The organism is Streptomyces sp. NPDC090119 (genome assembly GCF_044747085.1).
Taxonomy (GTDB): domain Bacteria; phylum Actinomycetota; class Actinomycetes; order Streptomycetales; family Streptomycetaceae; genus Streptomyces.
On sequence record NZ_JBIVDK010000002.1, the window covers coordinates 635,164 to 651,829 of the forward strand.

Annotated in this window: 10 protein-coding genes; 6 read left to right on the top strand and 4 right to left on the bottom strand. The window is 70.9% G+C overall.

The genetic code is table 11. The features are described 5' to 3' along the window. The first annotated feature begins 115 nt into the window (after positions 1-115). Positions 116-823, top strand: coding sequence for a hypothetical protein (locus tag ACIPPM_RS10300; RefSeq protein WP_401445425.1), 708 nt, complete (start codon positions 116-118; stop codon positions 821-823). Between the two features lie 615 nt (positions 824-1,438). On the opposite strand, the gene ACIPPM_RS10305 is transcribed toward ACIPPM_RS10300, so the two are convergent. Next, positions 1,439-2,155, bottom strand: a complete 717-nt coding sequence (locus tag ACIPPM_RS10305) for a GntR family transcriptional regulator (protein WP_401445427.1) — start codon at positions 2,153-2,155, stop codon at positions 1,439-1,441. Between the two features lie 56 nt (positions 2,156-2,211). Between ACIPPM_RS10305 and ACIPPM_RS10310 the strand changes: the two genes are divergently transcribed. After that, on the top strand, positions 2,212-3,033 hold the full coding sequence (locus tag ACIPPM_RS10310) for a class I SAM-dependent methyltransferase (protein ID WP_401445429.1): 822 nt from the start codon (positions 2,212-2,214) through the stop codon (positions 3,031-3,033). Positions 3,034-3,640: 607 nt separating this feature from the next. On the opposite strand, the gene ppdK is transcribed toward ACIPPM_RS10310, so the two are convergent. Together ppdK and ACIPPM_RS10320 are read right to left on the bottom strand one after the other, a co-directional pair. Further along, positions 3,641-6,361, bottom strand: a complete 2,721-nt coding sequence (ppdK, locus tag ACIPPM_RS10315; RefSeq protein WP_401445432.1) for a pyruvate, phosphate dikinase — start codon at positions 6,359-6,361, stop codon at positions 3,641-3,643. Between the two features lie 406 nt (positions 6,362-6,767). Continuing rightward, on the bottom strand, positions 6,768-7,988 hold the full coding sequence (locus tag ACIPPM_RS10320; RefSeq protein WP_401445435.1) for an ROK family protein: 1,221 nt from the start codon (positions 7,986-7,988) through the stop codon (positions 6,768-6,770). A 119-nt stretch (positions 7,989-8,107) separates the two neighbouring features. Between ACIPPM_RS10320 and ACIPPM_RS10325 the strand changes: the two genes are divergently transcribed. From ACIPPM_RS10325 to ACIPPM_RS10335, 3 genes are all read left to right on the top strand, one after another. After that, positions 8,108-9,502, top strand: a complete 1,395-nt coding sequence (locus ACIPPM_RS10325) for an MGH1-like glycoside hydrolase domain-containing protein (protein ID WP_401445437.1) — start codon at positions 8,108-8,110, stop codon at positions 9,500-9,502. After that, complete coding sequence (locus ACIPPM_RS10330; RefSeq protein WP_401445439.1) at positions 9,499-11,427, top strand: glycogen debranching N-terminal domain-containing protein; 1,929 nt, start codon at positions 9,499-9,501, stop codon at positions 11,425-11,427. Before ACIPPM_RS10325 ends, ACIPPM_RS10330 begins: the two co-directional genes overlap by 4 nt. 814 nt (positions 11,428-12,241) lie before the next feature. Next, positions 12,242-13,801 (top strand): CDP-alcohol phosphatidyltransferase, encoded by a 1,560-nt coding sequence (locus ACIPPM_RS10335; RefSeq protein ID WP_401446410.1) that lies wholly within the window; start codon positions 12,242-12,244, stop codon positions 13,799-13,801. 49 nt (positions 13,802-13,850) lie between these two features. On the opposite strand, the gene dusB is transcribed toward ACIPPM_RS10335, so the two are convergent. Further along, positions 13,851-14,981: a tRNA dihydrouridine synthase DusB gene (gene dusB, locus ACIPPM_RS10340; protein ID WP_401445441.1), complete on the bottom strand. Its 1,131-nt coding sequence runs from the start codon at positions 14,979-14,981 to the stop codon at positions 13,851-13,853. Positions 14,982-15,184: 203 nt separating this feature from the next. On the opposite strand from dusB, the gene ACIPPM_RS10345 reads away from it, so the two are divergent. After that, positions 15,185-16,627, top strand: coding sequence for an MFS transporter (locus ACIPPM_RS10345; protein WP_401445443.1), 1,443 nt, complete (start codon positions 15,185-15,187; stop codon positions 16,625-16,627). The last annotated feature ends 39 nt before the right edge of the window (positions 16,628-16,666 follow it).

Genomic DNA, 16,666 nt, shown 5'->3' on the forward strand with positions numbered 1-16,666 from the left:
CGTGAAGAACTTGTGTGGTTGCGGCGAACAGTTGATGTTCACTCAATTGTGATTTTCCATAGAGAGAAGCCGCCCTGTCCGGGGTGGGTGGGTGACAGCGGGGAGGCCGGGGGGCATGAACGACGCGGCGTTGTGCTGGTGTGACGTGATCGCTGTGGGCCGATGCCAAGAGTGCGGGCGGGCCTTCTGTGGCAGCCATCAGGCTGTGCTCAACGCGACCGCCGGGTGGCACAACCTCCCGATGCTGGTGGCCCAGCCTCTGTGCACCGACTGTCTTGCCGACCAGCATGCCGAGGCGGAGCGACTACGGCAGGAGCAAGCAGCTGCCGAACAGGCGACGCGAGATGCGCGAGTCGATGCCGCACATCATTTCGTCGCAGCGATGCTCCAAGCAGGCAGTCCCGGCATGGCCACTTGGCGCACCTCCGGCCCCAACGCCCCGGCTGGTCCCGTCCAAGGGTGGCTTCTGGACGGGCACGAACGAATCGGCGGCTCCGACGCATACGGAGACCATGGGCAGCTCTACCGTGACCTCGTTCTGACGAGCGGCCATCTGGGAACGGCGTGGGATCGAGCAGAAAGCATGCGGGATCGGGTACGGGCCAACTTGGGGACTCTCACGGATGTGGAGCGGCAAACGGACGCTCGCCTCCGGCGGTGGTTCGACAGCTACGCGAGGGCCTACCGCCGAGCGTCGCGACGCCCGCTCGAGGTGAGCTCGGTACGACCCTTCTCAGACCTCGCCGATGACCGCTGGCAGGCTTCCACGACCTTCGAAGCCCGCATGGCCGCCGTGGCGGCCGAACACGGCGTGCGCTTGTGACAGTCGGCGGCTCGCCGCGGCGAGACCCAACTCGCCCCGTCCATACAGAGACTCGGAGCCGCTGCGGCGGTGAGCTCATGGGGGCTGGCCTCAGGCCGGGTGCGCCCCGGCCACAGGATTCGGGGGTCTGTGCCCCGACTCCGGTGCCTGCATTGGCTTTGATCTCGTATCTCGCAGGTGGCCCGGCCGTAACCAAGGCCGCGCCGGGCAATCCGGGAGTTCGACGAGTGCCGCCTCACTCATCCCGTGCCAGCGGAGCCATAGTGCGGCCCCGTACCTGCCGTCGTCACCGAGGAGGCCGAAGTGGTCACCGTCGGGCGCGGACAGTTGGCACTGCACCGCCCTCTCGACGTGATCAACGGCCGGCTCCCCTTGGGCTTCCCGCCCCAAGTCAAGGGGCACCCTGCGCCAGTGAACGCACCGCATCACGAGACCGTCCAGACAGATTTGACGGGCTGTCAAGGCACCCCGAACCGGAACCGTTCCGCCGTATGGCGGTGCGGCCTGCACCTCATGGGCTTGATGAACGAGGAAGCATGTCCCAGCAGCTCAAGGCACTTGATGAGTGTCAAGTGTTGGCTACGCGAGACGGCGAGCCTTCAATTCAGAGATTCTCTACATCACATAGGTGTCTACCTGTTCGAAGAGCGAGGCCGGAGTAACACCCTCCTCGCAAACCAGCGGGCGCCCCTCTTGGTCGCGCGCCGTGTGCAGAAGAACTGCGACAGCGCTGCCCTCCCCGACTCCCAGCCTCGCGGCCTCGATCTCGGTGGCGAGCCGCACGGTGATCACGTCCACTCCTTCAGCCGGGAAACGCCCGGTCTCCCGGCGGACGTAGCGAGTCGTGCCCTCGGCGATGGGCGCGGCGCCGGACAGCCGGGGTGCCGCCTCCACGATCTCGGGAGGGAACCATGCCTCCACAGAGCTATGGGCACTCCCATCGGGGAGTTGGAGGACCCGGACGCGCCGAAGAGCCAGTACGCCGGGCGCCAGACCCAGCGCCTCTGCGACGCGCGCAGGCGGTTCGGCCCAGTCGGGCACCCCGACCCGCAGGAAAGGCATCCCGCCGAGGATGCGTGCCGCCCCGGCCCGGCGAGCGCCGACGGCCTTCGCGACGGGTGTCTCCGTCACCACGAAACCGGTCCCCTGCTTGGCCACCACGACGCCATCATTGCGGAGCACATCCACAGCCTTGATGGCGGTGGCCCGTGACACGTCCCACTGCTCGGCCAGGTCTCGGCCGGACGGGATGGTCTCGCCGGGGGCGAACTGACCGGCGGCGATGCGGACCCGAAGCGACTCGGCGATCTCCTCGTACTTCAGAACAGCCACGGTTTCTTCCACCTCGCACGCTGGACTGGTCCACCGGTACGCACGATACTGCGACCATGTCGACTCCCGAACTGGCGCCCTCCGTAATGCGGTTCTACGGCGAGACGGTGAACGAGGACAACCGCCTGCGCATATCGGCAGACGGACGGATGGAGCTGGCCCGAACGCAAGAGCTTCTTCGCCGATTCCTTCCCCCGGCACCGGCCCGGGTGCTCGACGTGGGAGGAGGTACCGGAATTCATGCCGAATGGCTTGTTAAGGACGGCTATGACGTGACGCTAGTGGACCCGGTCCCGCGCCATGTCGAGACCGCATCAGCCGTGTGCTCAGCGGTTGTCGGAGACGCACGCGACCTGAACGAGCCGGACAACAGTTTCGACGTTGTGCAGCTCCTCGGGCCGCTATATCACCTGCCCAACCCCGAGGACCGACGCACTGCATTGGCCGAAGCCCAGCGCGTAGTGAAGCCGGGCGGCTTGGTCGTAGCAGCCGCCATCAACCGGTACGCCTCCTTGTTTGAGCACGTGACCTATGCCCACCTCCACACGGAGCGCATCCGCGACTCCGTCTCCAAGATCCTTGAGACGGGTGTTTATGACGGAGTACGCAGGTTCACCCTGAGCTACTTCCACAGGGCCGAGGATCTGGCTTCGGAGCTGCTGGCGTCCGGACTGACCGACGTGCAGGTCTTCGGAATCGAGGGCCCCGCGTGGTCACTGGTGAAGGTGGTGGAGCAGCAGCCGGGCGAAGGGCCAACAGATGAGCTGATTGCGTCCGCCATGGAGGCGGCCCGCATGGCCGAGCCGTACCCAGAGTTGCTTGCTGCCAGTTCGCATCTACTAGCCGTGGGAAGGGCCCCTGTTCGCATCAGCGTCTGAGGCCAGCGGCAGCGAGCACGCATGGAGCAGCAGCCTTCGCCGTGCCGCCGTACTCGCGCTAGTAGCGCGGTACAAGTTCCTTTACTCCATCAAGCCCCGGCTGCGCTCCGCTCCGCCGGGCGCGCTCCCGGCTCCGCTGCGGGCGCCGCTCCTGTCTTAGGCCCGCTCCGCCCGCGCTGCGCCGACGCGGGCCGTATGTGGGTTGGCCGGCGGGGGAGATCAGAACACGTCGTGGCTTGGGCGGTCGGGCTGACCATGAGGCGGATCAGCCGTTATGGGCGGCCACAGGTCACGGCCGCCCGTGATCAGTTGTGGCTGTAGAGAACGGCCGCAGGTACGCCCCCTGCCGACCACCGCCACACGTGACAAGCCCAAGCCGCACCCCCAGGGCACAACGAGGGCACAACAGCCCCGCGCAGGTTCAACGACAGCCAACGCCAGCAAACACCATTTGGCCTGGTCACCGGCGTAGCTTGACAGTCCCCCACCCCAGCCCAAAGAGGCGGCACCCCCGCACAGGGTGCCGCCTCTCTTTATGGTGCCGGGGCCCGTCGGCGATCGGTGGTGAGGGTCGGGGACCGACGACGGGCTCCGGGGCCAGGAAGGGTCAGCGGTGGTCGCTGCCCTCCGACTGGGTGGCCGCGCGGCCCGCTTCCAGGCGGGCGACCGGGATGCGGAACGGGGAGCAGGAGACGTAGTCCAGGCCGACCTCGTGGAAGAAGTGGACGGACTCCGGGTCGCCGCCGTGCTCGCCGCAGACGCCGAGCTTGAGGTCGGGGCGGGTGGCGCGGCCTGCCGTGGCGGCCGACTTCACCAGCGAGCCCACCCCGTCCTTGTCGATCGTCTCGAACGGCGAGACCCCGAAGATGCCCTTCTCCAGGTACGCGGTGAAGAAGGAAGCCTCCACGTCGTCCCGGCTGAAGCCCCACACCGTCTGCGTGAGGTCGTTCGTGCCGAAGGAGAAGAACTCCGCGGCCTCGGCGATCTGACCGGCGGTCAGCGCGGCGCGCGGCAGCTCGATCATCGTGCCGATGGCCAGCTTCAGCTTGGTACCCGTCGCCGCCTCGACCTCCGCGATGACCTGGTCGGCCTCGTCGCGGACGATCTCCAGCTCCTGGACCGTACCGACCAGCGGGATCATGATCTCGGCGCGCGGGTCGCCCTTCGCGGTCTTGCGCTCGGCGGCCGCCTCCGCGATGGCGCGGACCTGCATGGTGAACAGGCCGGGGATGACCAGGCCGAGGCGTACGCCGCGCAGGCCCAGCATCGGGTTCTGCTCGTGCAGCCGGTGCACGGCCTGGAGCAGGCGGAGTTCGTTCTCGTGCGGCTCCTGCCGGGACTCGGCGAGGGCCACGCGGACCGACAGCTCGGTGATGTCGGGCAGGAACTCGTGCAGCGGCGGGTCGAGCAGACGTACCGTCACCGGCAGGCCGTCCATCGCCTCGAACAGCTCGATGAAGTCCTGCTTCTGGAGCGGGAGAAGCTGCTTCAGCGACTCCTCGCGCTCGGTCTCGGTGTCCGCGAGGATCAGCCGCTCGACCAGCTCACGGCGGTCCCCGAGGAACATGTGCTCGGTACGGCAGAGGCCGATGCCCTGGGCGCCGAACCGGCGGGCGCGCAGCGCGTCCTCGGCGTTGTCGGCGTTGGCCCGCACGCGGAGTCGGCGCTTGCGGTCGGCGAAGGCCATCATCCGGTGCACGGCCTCGACCAGTTCGTCGGCGTCGTCGGCACCCGGGTGCATCCGGCCCTCGAAGTACTCCACCACGGGCGAGGGCACGACCGGTACCTCGCCGAGGTACACCTTGCCGGAGGAGCCGTCGATGGAGATGACGTCGCCCTCCTCCACCACATGGCCGCCCGGCACGGTCATCCGGCGCCGCTTGGTGTCGACCTCCAGCTCCTCCGCGCCGCAGACACAGGTCTTGCCCATGCCGCGCGCGACCACGGCCGCGTGGGAGGTCTTGCCGCCGCGCGAGGTGAGGATGCCCTCGGCGGCGATCATGCCGTCCAGGTCGTCGGGGTTGGTCTCCCGGCGCACCAGGATGACCTTCTCGCCCGAGCGGGACCACTTGACGGCGGTGTACGAGTCGAAGACCGCCTTGCCGACCGCCGCACCCGGCGAGGCGGCGATGCCCCGTCCGACCTGCTCGGCCCGCGCGTCCTCGTCGAAGCGGGGGAACATCAGCTGGGCGAGCTGGGCGCCGTTGACCCGCTGGAGCGCCTCGGTCTCGTCGATCAGACCCTGGTCCACGAGCTGGGTGGCGATCCGGAACGCCGCGCCCGCGGTGCGCTTGCCGACGCGGGTCTGGAGCATCCACAGCTTGCCGCGCTCGATGGTGAACTCGATGTCGCAGAGGTCCTTGTAGTGGTTCTCCAAGGTCTCCATGATCTGCATGAGCTGGTCGTACGACGCCTTGTCGATGTTCTCCAGCTCCGCGAGCGGCACGGTGTTGCGGATGCCCGCGACCACGTCCTCGCCCTGCGCGTTCTGGAGGTAGTCGCCGTAGACGCCCTGGTGGCCGGAGGCGGGGTCGCGGGTGAAGGCGACGCCGGTGCCGGAGTCGGGGCCGAGGTTGCCGAAGACCATGGAGCAGACGTTGACCGCGGTGCCCAGGTCGCCGGGGATGCGCTCCTGGCGGCGGTAGAGCTTGGCGCGGTCGGTGTTCCAGGAGTCGAAGACCGCGTGGATGGCGAGGTCCATCTGCTCGCGCGGGTCCTGCGGGAAGTCCCGGCCGGCCTCGGCCTTCACGGTCTTCTTGAAGGCGGTGACCAGCTTCTTCAGGTCGGCCGCGTCCAGCTCGGTGTCGACCTGGACGCCCTTGGCCTCCTTGGCCTTCTCCAGCGCCTCCTCGAACAGCTCGCCGTCGACGCCGAGGACGGTCTTGCCGAACATCTGGATGAGGCGGCGGTAGGAGTCCCACGCGAACCGCTCGTCGCCCGCCTGCTTGGCCAGGCCCTTCACCGACTTGTCGGAGAGGCCGATGTTCAGGACGGTGTCCATCATGCCGGGCATGGAGAACTTGGCGCCCGAGCGGACCGAGACCAGCAGCGGGTCGTCGGCCTGGCCCAGCTGCTTGCCCATCCGCTGCTCGAGGGCGTCGAGGTGCGCACTCACCTCGTCGCGCAGGGGGGCGGGCTCCTCGCCACTGTCGAGGTAGACCTTGCACGCCTCGGTGGTGATGGTGAAGCCGGGAGGGACCGGCAGCCCGAGGTTGGTCATCTCGGCGAGGTTGGCACCCTTGCCACCGAGCAGGTCCTTGAGGTCCTTGTTGCCTTCGGTGAAGTCGTAGACGAACTTCGCTACGTGAGGCTCTTTGTTTTCCGACACGGGTCTCGACTCCTTGAGGCCACGGTGGCTGCCCTGACGGCGAGGAACATACCCAGATCGAAGGCGCCTTGGTACGTCCAGTCGTGCGTCATAAGCCTGTAACCAGCCGTCTGCCACAGGATCTAAAGCAAAGGCATGGCAAGGCCAGGGCCACGCGAGTGTTCACTTCTTGAACTGACGGCCGCCTCGCGACGCCCCATCTCGCTCAAATGAGCGGTGATCGGCACGCTTGATTTCGATCAATGAACGCCGCAGGGGTGGCACCGAGTGCCACCCCTTGGAGAAGTGCAGCCGCTCATGATCCGCTCATCTGAGCGCGACCCTTATCAAGGGTGGCGAGAATCACGCTGCCACACGGCACGGGATTTCACCATGCGGACGCCGTTCCGGGCCCGAAACGCGGCCGTCACACCCCCAGCGCGGCGAGCCGCTCCTCCACCCGATCCGGCGCGTACAGATGCTCCACGACCATCGCGCCCGCGCCGATCAGCCCCGCCCGCTCCCCCAGCCGCGCGGTGACGACATCGAGGTGCGCGGTGGAGCGGGGCAGCGCCCGCTGGTAGAGCAGCTCGCGCACCCCGGTCAGGAAGGGCGTCCCGGCGAGGTCGCCCGCGATCATCAGCACGCCGGGGTTGAGCAGGGTGACGACGGTCGCCAGCACGTCCCCGACGCGACGCCCGGCCTCCCGTGCCAGGGCCGCCGCCTCCGGGTGCCCCGCGGCCAGCAGTTCCCGTACGTCCGAGCCGGACGCGGCCGGTACGCCCGCCTCCGTCAGCCGCCGGGCCACGGCACCACCGCTGGCGACGGCGGCGAGACAGCCGTACGAGCCGCAGCGGCACAGCGCCTCGGTGCCGACCCGGATGTGCCCGAGGTCGCCCGCGCCGCCGTCCACGCCCCGGTAGATCGCGCCGTCGACCACGACCCCGGCGCCGATGCCGGTAGAGACCTTGACCAGTACAAAGGCCCGGCAATCCTGGTATCCGGTGCGCTGCTCCCCGTACGCCATCAGGTTGGCATCGTTGTCCACCAGTACCGGGACCGGGCCGGTACCGGTGTGCTCGGTGAAGGCGCGGGAGAGGCGGCCCCTTATGTCGTAGCCGTCCCAGCCGGACATCATCGGGGGCTGCACCACCCGCCCGGTCCCGGTGTCCACCGGGCCCGGTACGCCGAGCCCGATCCCGCAGACCGACTCCGGGGCGTGCCCGGTCTCGGTGAGCAGCTCGGCGAACCAGCGGCCGAGTCCGGCGAGGACCACCTCCGGGCCGTCCTCGACGATCAGGGCCCCGGACCGCTCGGCGAGGATCTCGCCGGTCAGGGTGAGCAGGGCCGCGCGGGCGTGCCGGGTGTCGAGGTCGGCGGCGAGGACCACGGCGTGCGACCCGTCGAACTCCAGGGTGATGGCGGGGCGGCCGCCGAGCGGGGAGTCCACCGGGCCGCCCGCGCCCTCGCGCAGCCAGCCCGCCCGGAACAGCCGGTCCAGGCGCTGGCCGACCGTGGCGCGGGAGAGCCCGGTCAGCTGCTGGAGCGCGCCGCGTGTGACGGCCTGTCCACTGCGCACCAGGTCGAGCAGATCACCGGCGCTCGTCTGAGCGCCGCCCCTGGCCGTCCTGCCCGGCTTTCCGGTCATGCCACCCCCTTGTGTTCCTCAAGTTTGCATTACATATTGAGTTTTGCGTGTTAAATAGACGTAACCCTGCGATAGACACAACCAAACCAGGCCGGCCGGACGTCTTCGGGGAGCCCCGAGTGGATCGCACTGCCCAGCTCACCGCCCGTGTCACCGAGCGCGGGATCGCATACGATCCGCCGACCACAGCGCCCCCGGGCACATCGCTGCACGTCAGGGCGGCCCGGGTGCTGGCGGCGAACTGGACGGGCGGCTCGACGGTCCCCTCCCGGAGCCTGTACCCGCACCAGTGGTCCTGGGACTCGGCGTTCATCGCCATCGGGCTGCGGCATCTGTCGCCGCTGCGGGCGCAGACGGAACTGGAGACGCTGCTCGCGGCGCAGTGGGCGGACGGGCGGGTGCCGCACATCGTGTTCTCCCCCTCCGTGCCGCTCGACGCCTACTTCCCGAGCCCGGATTTCTGGCGCTCGTCCACCGCCGGGCGGCCCGCGGGCGCCCCGCGCACGGTACAGACGTCCGGCATCGTGCAGCCACCCGTGCACGCGCTGGCCGCCTGGCTGGTGCACCGGGCCGACCCGGTCCTGTCGCGGGCGCGCGGCTTCCTGGCCCGCGTGTATCCCCGGCTGGCCGCCTGGCACCGCTATCTGCTGCACCGCCGGGACCTCGGCGGGGGCGGGCTGGTGTCGGTGGTGCACCCGTGGGAGCAGGGCATGGACAACAGCCCTTGCTGGGACGGCCCGTTGGCCCGCGTCACCCCGGCCCCGGCCCGCTCCTTCCGCCGCGCCGACCTCGCTCACGGCGCCGCCGGGGACCGGCCGACCGACCTGGACTACGGGCGGTACGTGCGCCTCGCGGCCGACTACCGGGACGGCGGATACGCGGACGGGGAAAGCGAGTTCGCGGTGGAGGACCCCTCCTTCAACGCCCTGCTGATCGCGTCCGAGCACGCCCTCGCCCGGATCGCCGCCGAGCTGGGCGCCCCCGGCACCGCCCGCCACGCCCGCGCCGAGCGGCTGACGGCGGCCCTGGTGGAGCGGCTGTGGGACGACGCGTCCGGGATGTTCCTGTGCCGGGACCTGCGGGGCGGCGGCCCGGTCCGGGAGCGGAGCGTGTCGGGCCTGGTCCCGCTGCTGCTGCCCGGCCTCCCCCGCGAGGTGGCGGACGCGCTCGTGGGCACCCTGCGCGGCCCGCACTTCGCGGCGCGCACCGGGCTCGTGCCCAGCTACGACCTGCGCGGCCCGGCCTACGAGCCCAGCCGCTACTGGCGCGGCCCGGCCTGGTTCAACACGAGCTGGCTGGTCGAACGGGGGCTGCGCGCCCACGGCGAGCGCGCGGCGGCCGACGCCCTGCGCGCCGCGTTCCTGCGGGTGGCCGGGGAATCCGGGTTCGCGGAGTACGTGGACCCGGACACCGGTGAGGCGTGCGGGGCGCCGGGGTTCGGCTGGACCGCCGCGCTGACGCTCGACCTGCTGCACGACGTGGACGGGGCTGGAGAGGGAGGGGAACAAAGATGACTCATCTGTTCGTGCGGGGAACCACGTTCGCCGCGGTGGGCGACCGGGGCGACATCAGCGGGGTGCGCGGCGGCGGCCAGGTGGACGGGCTCTTCGTGCGTGACGCCCGGCACTTGAGCCGCTGGCAGCTCACCGTCGACGGCGCGGTGCCGGAGGTGCTGCGGCCGGTCGGGGCGGGCGACACGGCACGCTGTGTACTGGTGCCGCGCGGCGGCCGCCAGGAACCGCCCGCGTACACCCTGTGGCGTGAACAGGCCGTGGGTGACAGCTCGTTCGTGGAGTCGGTACGGATCACCGGCAACCTTCCGGTGCCCACCACGGTACGGCTCGCCCTCACCGTCGACGCCGACTTCACCGACCAGTTCGAGCTGCGCTCCGACCATCGCACGTACGTCAAGACGGGCGCCGTGCGCAGCCGACAAGTCCTGGACGACGGGATCGAGTTCGGTTACCGGCGCGGTGAGTGGCGGTCCTGTACGGCCATCACCGCCGACCCCGCTCCCGACGCGGTGGAAGAGACCGGTACCGGGGCACGGCGGCTGGTCTGGACACTCGAACTCCCGCCGCACGGAAACGCGGAGCTGCTGCTGCGGGTGACGGCCCGCCCGCACGGCGACCGGCGCGCGGTGCGCGTACCCCGCTCCCCGGCCGCCGTCAGCGGACAACTCCGTTCGGCGGAGGACGAGTTCATGGAGGGGGTCGCCTTCCCCACCGCCTGGCCGGAGTTGGCGGCCGCCTGTGCGCGCGGGCTGTCCGACCTGGCCGCGCTCCAGGTCCCGGCGCGCGGACCGGACGGGGAGGAGTTGCGGGTACCGGCCGGGGGCGCGCCCTGGTTCCTCACGCTGCTCGGCCGGGACGCCCTGCTCGCCTCGCTGTTCGCGCTGCCGTACCGCCCTCAGCTGGCCGCCGCCACGCTCCCCGCGCTCGCCGCCACCCAGGCCACGGCCGACGGCGCCTCCCCGGTCGCCCAGCCCGGCAAGATCGTGCACGAGGTCCGGCACGGCGAGCTGGCCCACTTCGGGCAGGTGCCGTACGGGCGTTACTACGGCTCGGTCGACGCCACCCCGCTCTTCATGGTCCTGCTCGGCGCCTACACCGAGCGCACCGGCGACACGGCCCTCGCCCGGCGGCTGGAGCGGCACGCCCGCGCGGCGGTCGGCTGGATGCTGGACCACGGCGGGCTGACCGCGCGCGGCTACCTCGTCTACCGCGCCGACGAGGGCGGCCTCGCCAACCAGAACTGGAAGGACTCCCCCGGCGCGATCTGCCGCGCCGACGGCACCCGGCCGAGCGGCGCCGTGATGGCGGCGGGCGCGCAGGGGTACGCGTACGACGCGCTGCGCCGCACGGCGTGGCTGGCGCGCGCGGTGTGGGACGACGGGACGTACGCGGCGCTGCTGGAGCAGGCGGCAGCCGACCTGCGCGACCGCTTCCAGCGGGATTTCTGGCTGCCCGAACAGTCCTTCCCCGCCCTGGCGTTGGACGGCGACGGCCACCGGATAGACGCGCTCGCCTCGGACGCCGGGCATCTGCTGTGGTCGGGGCTGCTGGACAAGGAGTACGGGGAGGCCGTCGGGCGCAGGCTGCTGGAGCCGGACTTCTTCTCCGGCTGGGGCGTGCGCACGCTGGCCTCCGGCCAGGCCGCCTACCACCCGCTCTCCTACCACCGGGGCTCCGTCTGGCCGCACGACAACGCGCTGATCACCCTCGGCCTGGCCCGCTACGGCCTGCACGACGAGGCCCGCGCGGTGGCCCGTGGCCTGGTGGACGCGGCGGCCTGTGCGGGGCACCGGCTGCCCGAGGTGCTGGCGGGTTACGGCCGGGACACCCACCCCGAGCCGGTACCGTACCCGCACGCGTGTGTGCGGGAGTCCCGTTCGGCTGCCGCGCCGCTCGCCCTGCTCACCGCGGTCGGGGGTGCCTGACACCGGCCTTGACCGGGCGTTTGCCCGGTATTTGCCGTAGGTCGTGAACACCGGTCCGCGGTGGCTCGTACGGAAGGACGGCGGGCCAGGCGGACCGGCCGCCACCGGTCCTGCCCAGCCTCCCCAGCGTGGCCCGCCGCCTCCGTCGTCACCGGCCCCGTGCGGAAGGACCTCCGGGTTGTCTCAGCAGAAGAACACGCATACGTCACCCGGCGCGCCGGGGGGACCGGGGGGCACCCCCGAGGAGGGCTCCGCGGGCTCCGGCGGGGCGGTGGGTACCGAGACCCCGGTCGAGCACGGGAAGAGTGGTGACCGGCGGGTCGGTGGGGACGCCGAGGTTGCCGAGGCTTCGGGGGCGCGGGGTCATGAGGGCGAGCTGGGTTCCGGGGGCGGGAGCGGCGCTTCGGGGGCTGTTGCCGGGACCGAGGTGCGGCCGGGCGCGCCTGCGGCGGACACGGGTGGGGACGCGGAGGTAGGGGCCGACCCCGAGCCGGTCCCCGAGTCGGGCCCGGAGGTGAAGGCGGGGGGCGCGCGCGACGCGGAGTCCGCCCCTGAGGGCGCCCCCGACGCGGAGGCGGCAGACGCGCCCGATCTGAAGGCCGACCCTGAGGGAACCCCCGATGCGGAGGCGGCCGACACACTCGGCCTGCATGCCGGCCCCGAGCCCACCCCTGAGGGCGCTCCCGGCGCCCCCGCCAAGCCACCCCGCTTCGCGCGCCTCACCCGCTGGCGGGCCGAGCACCCCCGGCGGGCCCGCTTCCTCTCCCGCACCATCACCGTGCTGGCCGCCGTACTGGTCGTCTGCACCCTGGTGATGCCCGCCACCATCGCCGCCGTCCGCCCCGCCAGCTTCTTCCGGCTGCCCGGTGAGGCGATCGTCGGGGCGGCCGTACTGCTCGCGCTGCCCCGGAAGCCCCGTGTGGTGCTGGCCGCGCTCTCCGGCGTGGCCCTCGCCGCGCTGACGGTGCTGAACTGGCTCGACATGGGGTTCAAGCAGTACCTGGGCCGGACCTTCAACCTGGTGCTGGACTGGAGCCTGCTGGGCGACGCGCAGTCGTACCTGGAGGACTCGCTCGGCCGGGCGGCCACCCTCGCCGCGACCGCCGGGCTGATCGTCCTCGTGCTGGTGCTGTTCGCCTCCTCGGCCTACGCCGTCGTGCGCCTGAGTGATGTCCTCGCCCGGCACTCGGCCACCGCGACGCGGGGCACCCTGATCGCGGGCGTCGTCTGGATCACCTGCTCCTCCTTCGGGGTGCAGCTCGCGGGCGTACCGCTGGCCGCCGACAGCGCGGCCCTCACCGTCCAGAGCCAGACCCAGCGGGTGTCCAACACGCTGAAGGACGAGGCCGCGTTCCAGAAGATCGCCCGGGTGGACGCGTTCGGCGCGACCCCGCCCGACCAGCTGGTGCCGGACCTGCGCGGCAAGGACGTGATCTTCACGTTCATCGAGAGCTACGGCCGCAGCGCGATCGAGGACCCGATCATGGCACCCGGTGTGGACCAGACCCTCGCCGTCCGCAACGCGGCGCTGGAGAAGGCGGGTTACCACGCGAAGAGCGGCTGGCTGACCTCGGCGACCTACGGCGGCAGCAGCTGGCTCGGCCACTCCACCACCCTGTCGGGCCTGTGGGTCAGCAACCAGCAGCGCTACCGCACGGTGATGGCGAGCGACCACCTCAGCCTCACCAAGGTGTTCAAGAAGACCGGCGCCTGGGACACGGTCGGCGTGATGCCGGGCATCCAGAAGGCATGGCCGGAGCAGGGCTTCTTCGGCCTGGACAAGGTCTACAACGCCTTCCAACTCGGCTACAAGGGACCGAAGTTCAGCTGGTCGACGATGCCGGACCAGTACGCGCTGGAGCAGTTCCAGCAGCGGGTGCACGGCAAGAAGCACGACAAGCCGGTGATGTCGGAGGTGATCCTGACCTCCAGCCACCAGCCCTGGGGCCCGATCCCGAAGATGGTCGGCTGGGACCAGCTGGGCGACGGCTCGGTCTTCAAGGGCATCGAGGCGGCGGGCAACGACCCGGCCGACGTGATCGCGGACACCACCAAGTCCCGCCAGGAGTACGGCAAGTCGATCCAGTACTCGGTCACCGCGCTCACCGAGTGGCTGGAGCGGTACGGCTCCAAGGACACGGTGCTGGTCTTCCTCGGCGACCACCAGCCCATCGCCCGCGTCAGCGGCAACCACGCCAGCAGGGACGTACCGGTCTCGATCGTCGCCAAGGACCCGAAGGTGCTCGACAAGATCGGCGACTGGAACTGGACGGACGGCCTGCGCCCCGCGCACGACGCGCCGGTGTGGAAGATGAACCTCTTCCGCGACCGCTTCCTGACCGCGTACGGCTCGACTCCCCACCCGAAGGGCTGACCCTCAGGGGCCCTGAGGACACCCCCTAGGGGGTGTCCCCCGTCGTCGCTCAGCCGCCGGAGGTGTCCAGCTCGGCTTCCTCACCGACGCCCGCGCAGTCGTACGGGTCCTTCAGCCAGCCGTCCGGGAGGACCACCCGGTTGTTGCCGGAGGTGCGGCCGCGCGGGCCGTCGGCGCCGGTCGGCCACGCCTGGTCGAGGTCCAGCTCGTCCAGCCCGGTGCGCAGCTCCTCCAGTGAGGAGGTGATGGCGAGCCGCTTGCGCATCTCGGAGCCGACCGCGAAGCCCTTGAGGTACCAGGCGACGTGCTTGCGGAAGTCGATGACACCGCGCGCCTCGTCGCCGAGCCACTCCCCGAGCAGCGTGGCGTGCCGGACCATGACGTCGGCGACCTCGCGCAGCACGGGCCGCTGGAAGTCGTCGCGGCCCTCGAAGGCGGCGACCAGATCGGAGAAGAGCCAGGGCCGGCCGAGGCAGCCGCGGCCGACGACCACACCGTCGCAGCCGGTCTCGCGGACCATGCGCAGCGCGTCCTCGGCGGACCAGATGTCGCCGTTGCCGAGCACCGGGATCTCCGGGACGTGCTCCTTCAGCCGGGCGATGGCGCTCCAGTCGGCGGTGCCGCCGTAGTGCTGGGCGGCGGTGCGGCCGTGCAGGGCGATGGCGGTGACGCCCTCCTCGACGGCGATGCGCCCGGCGTCGAGGTAGGTGATGTGGTCGTCGTCGATGCCCTTGCGCATCTTCATGGTGACCGGCAGATCACCCGCGCCGGAGACGGCCTCGCGCAGGATGGACCGCAGCAGGTTCCGCTTGTACGGCAGCGCGGAGCCGCCTCCCTTACGGGTGACCTTGGGGACCGGGCAGCCGAAGTTCAGGTCGATGTGGTCGGCCAGGCCCTCTTCCGCGATCATGCGGACGGCCTTGCCGACCGTGGCCGGGTCGACGCCGTACAGCTGGATCGAGCGGGGCTTCTCGGTCTCGTCGAACCGGATGAGCTGCATGGTCTTGTCGTTGCGCTCGACCAGCGCCCGCGTGGTGATCATCTCGCTGACGAACAGCCCCTTGCCCCCGCTGAACTCCCGGCACAACGTGCGGAAGGGGGCGTTGGTGATCCCGGCCATGGGTGCGAGCACGACGGGCGGCACCACGGCGTGCGGGCCGATGGACAGCGGCTGGGTCATCAGGGGGCTCCGGGACGGATGTACGGCATGGGCGTCGTCCATTGTCCCTCACCTCACCGGTGCCCCTCCCCCCTACGGGCTGGATCACGCACAGGGGCGGGACGGGTCACACCCGGAGACGGGAAGGATCGCGCCCGGAGACGGGAAGGATCATGTAGGGGTCATTAGTTAGCCGCACTATCGAAGCGCGTACGATGGGACGCATGCCCGAGCTGAGTCACCGGCGGCGGATGCTGGTGCTCTCGATCTGCTGCATGAGCCTGCTGATCGTGAGCCTGGACAACACCGCCCTGAACGTCGCGCTGCCCTCGATGCAGCGAGAGCTGCACGCCACCACCTCCGGTCTCCAGTGGACAATCGACGCCTACACGCTGGTACTGGCCTCGCTGCTGATGCTGGCGGGGTCCACGGCGGACCGGATCGGCCGCAAACGGGTCTTCATGGCGGGCCTGGTGATCTTCACCGCCGGTTCCCTGCTGTGCTCGCTCGCGCCGAACCTGGAACTCCTCGTGGTGTTCCGCATGGTCCAGGCGGTCGGCGGCTCGATGCTCAACCCGGTCGCCATGTCGATCATCACCAACACCTTCACCGACCCGCGCGAACGGGCGCGGGCGATCGGCGCCTGGGGCGCGGTGGTCGGCATCTCCATGGCCGCCGGTCCGCTGGCGGGCGGGCTGCTGGTGGAGTCGGTCGGCTGGCGCTCGATCTTCTGGGTCAACCTGCCGGTGGGCCTCGCCGCCCTGCTGCTCACCCTGCGCTTCGTCCCCGAGTCCCGCGCGCCCCGGCCGCGCCGCCCGGACCCGGTCGGCCAGGTGCTGGTGATCGCCCTGTTCGGCTCACTGACGTACGCGATCATCGAGGCGCCCGACGCGAGCCTCGCCGAGGTCCTCCCCTTCGCCGCCGTGGCCCTCGCCGCCCTGCTGGCCCTCCTGATCTACGAGCCCCGGCGCACCGAACCCCTCATCGACCTGCGCTTCTTCCATTCGGCGCCGTTCAGCGGGGCGACCGGGATAGCGGTGAGCGCCTTCGCCGCGCTGGGCGGGTTCCTCTTCCTGTCCACGCTGTACCTGCAGAACGTACGCGGCCTCGACGCCCTGCACGCCGGTCTGTGGATGCTGCCCATGGCGGTACCCACTCTGCTGTGCGCCCCGCTGTCCGGACGGCTGGTCGGCAGCCGGGGCCCACGTCTGCCCCTGCTGATCGCGGGCGCCGCGATGACGGCGAGCGGCCTCCTCTTCGCCCTCTTCGAGGCCGAGACCTCCGACGTCACCCTCTTCCTCGGGTACGTCCTCTTCGGCGTCGGCTTCGGCTTCGTCAACGCCCCCATCACCAACACCGCCGTCTCCGGCATGCCCCGCGCCCAGGCGGGCGTGGCGGCGGCCGTCGCGTCCACCAGCCGCCAGCTCGGCCAGACCCTGGGCGTGGCCGTCATCGGCGCGATCCTGGCCGCGGGCATCGGCCACTCCCCGTACCGCGACACCTTCGTCTCGGCGGCCCGCCCCGGCTGGTGGGTCCTGGCCGCGTGCGGCGCCGCGGTCCTGATCCTGGGCCTCCTCACCAGCGGCCGCTGGGCCCACCGGACGGCGGAACGGACGGCGGAACGTCTGCGGACGGAAGAGGTACGCCAGCCCGCGGGGGTGTCCTGACCTCGGACCGCTTCGGGCGCACGGCTGCCGACGGTGCCC

Bases quoted from the DNA above. Each gene is read 5' to 3' on its own strand.
- ACIPPM_RS10300 (WP_401445425.1), top strand. From the start codon at position 116: ATGAACGACGCGGCGTTGTGCTGGTGTGACGTGATCGCTGTGGGCCGA.
- ACIPPM_RS10310 (WP_401445429.1), top strand. From the start codon at position 2,212: ATGTCGACTCCCGAACTGGCGCCCTCCGTAATGCGGTTCTACGGCGAG.
- ACIPPM_RS10320 (WP_401445435.1), bottom strand. From the start codon at position 7,988: ATGACCGGAAAGCCGGGCAGGACGGCCAGGGGCGGCGCTCAGACGAGC.
- ACIPPM_RS10330 (WP_401445439.1), top strand. From the start codon at position 9,499: ATGACTCATCTGTTCGTGCGGGGAACCACGTTCGCCGCGGTGGGCGAC.
- ACIPPM_RS10335 (WP_401446410.1), top strand. From the start codon at position 12,242: ATGCCCGCCACCATCGCCGCCGTCCGCCCCGCCAGCTTCTTCCGGCTG.
- dusB (WP_401445441.1), bottom strand. From the start codon at position 14,981: ATGACCCAGCCGCTGTCCATCGGCCCGCACGCCGTGGTGCCGCCCGTC.
- ACIPPM_RS10345 (WP_401445443.1), top strand. From the start codon at position 15,185: ATGCCCGAGCTGAGTCACCGGCGGCGGATGCTGGTGCTCTCGATCTGC.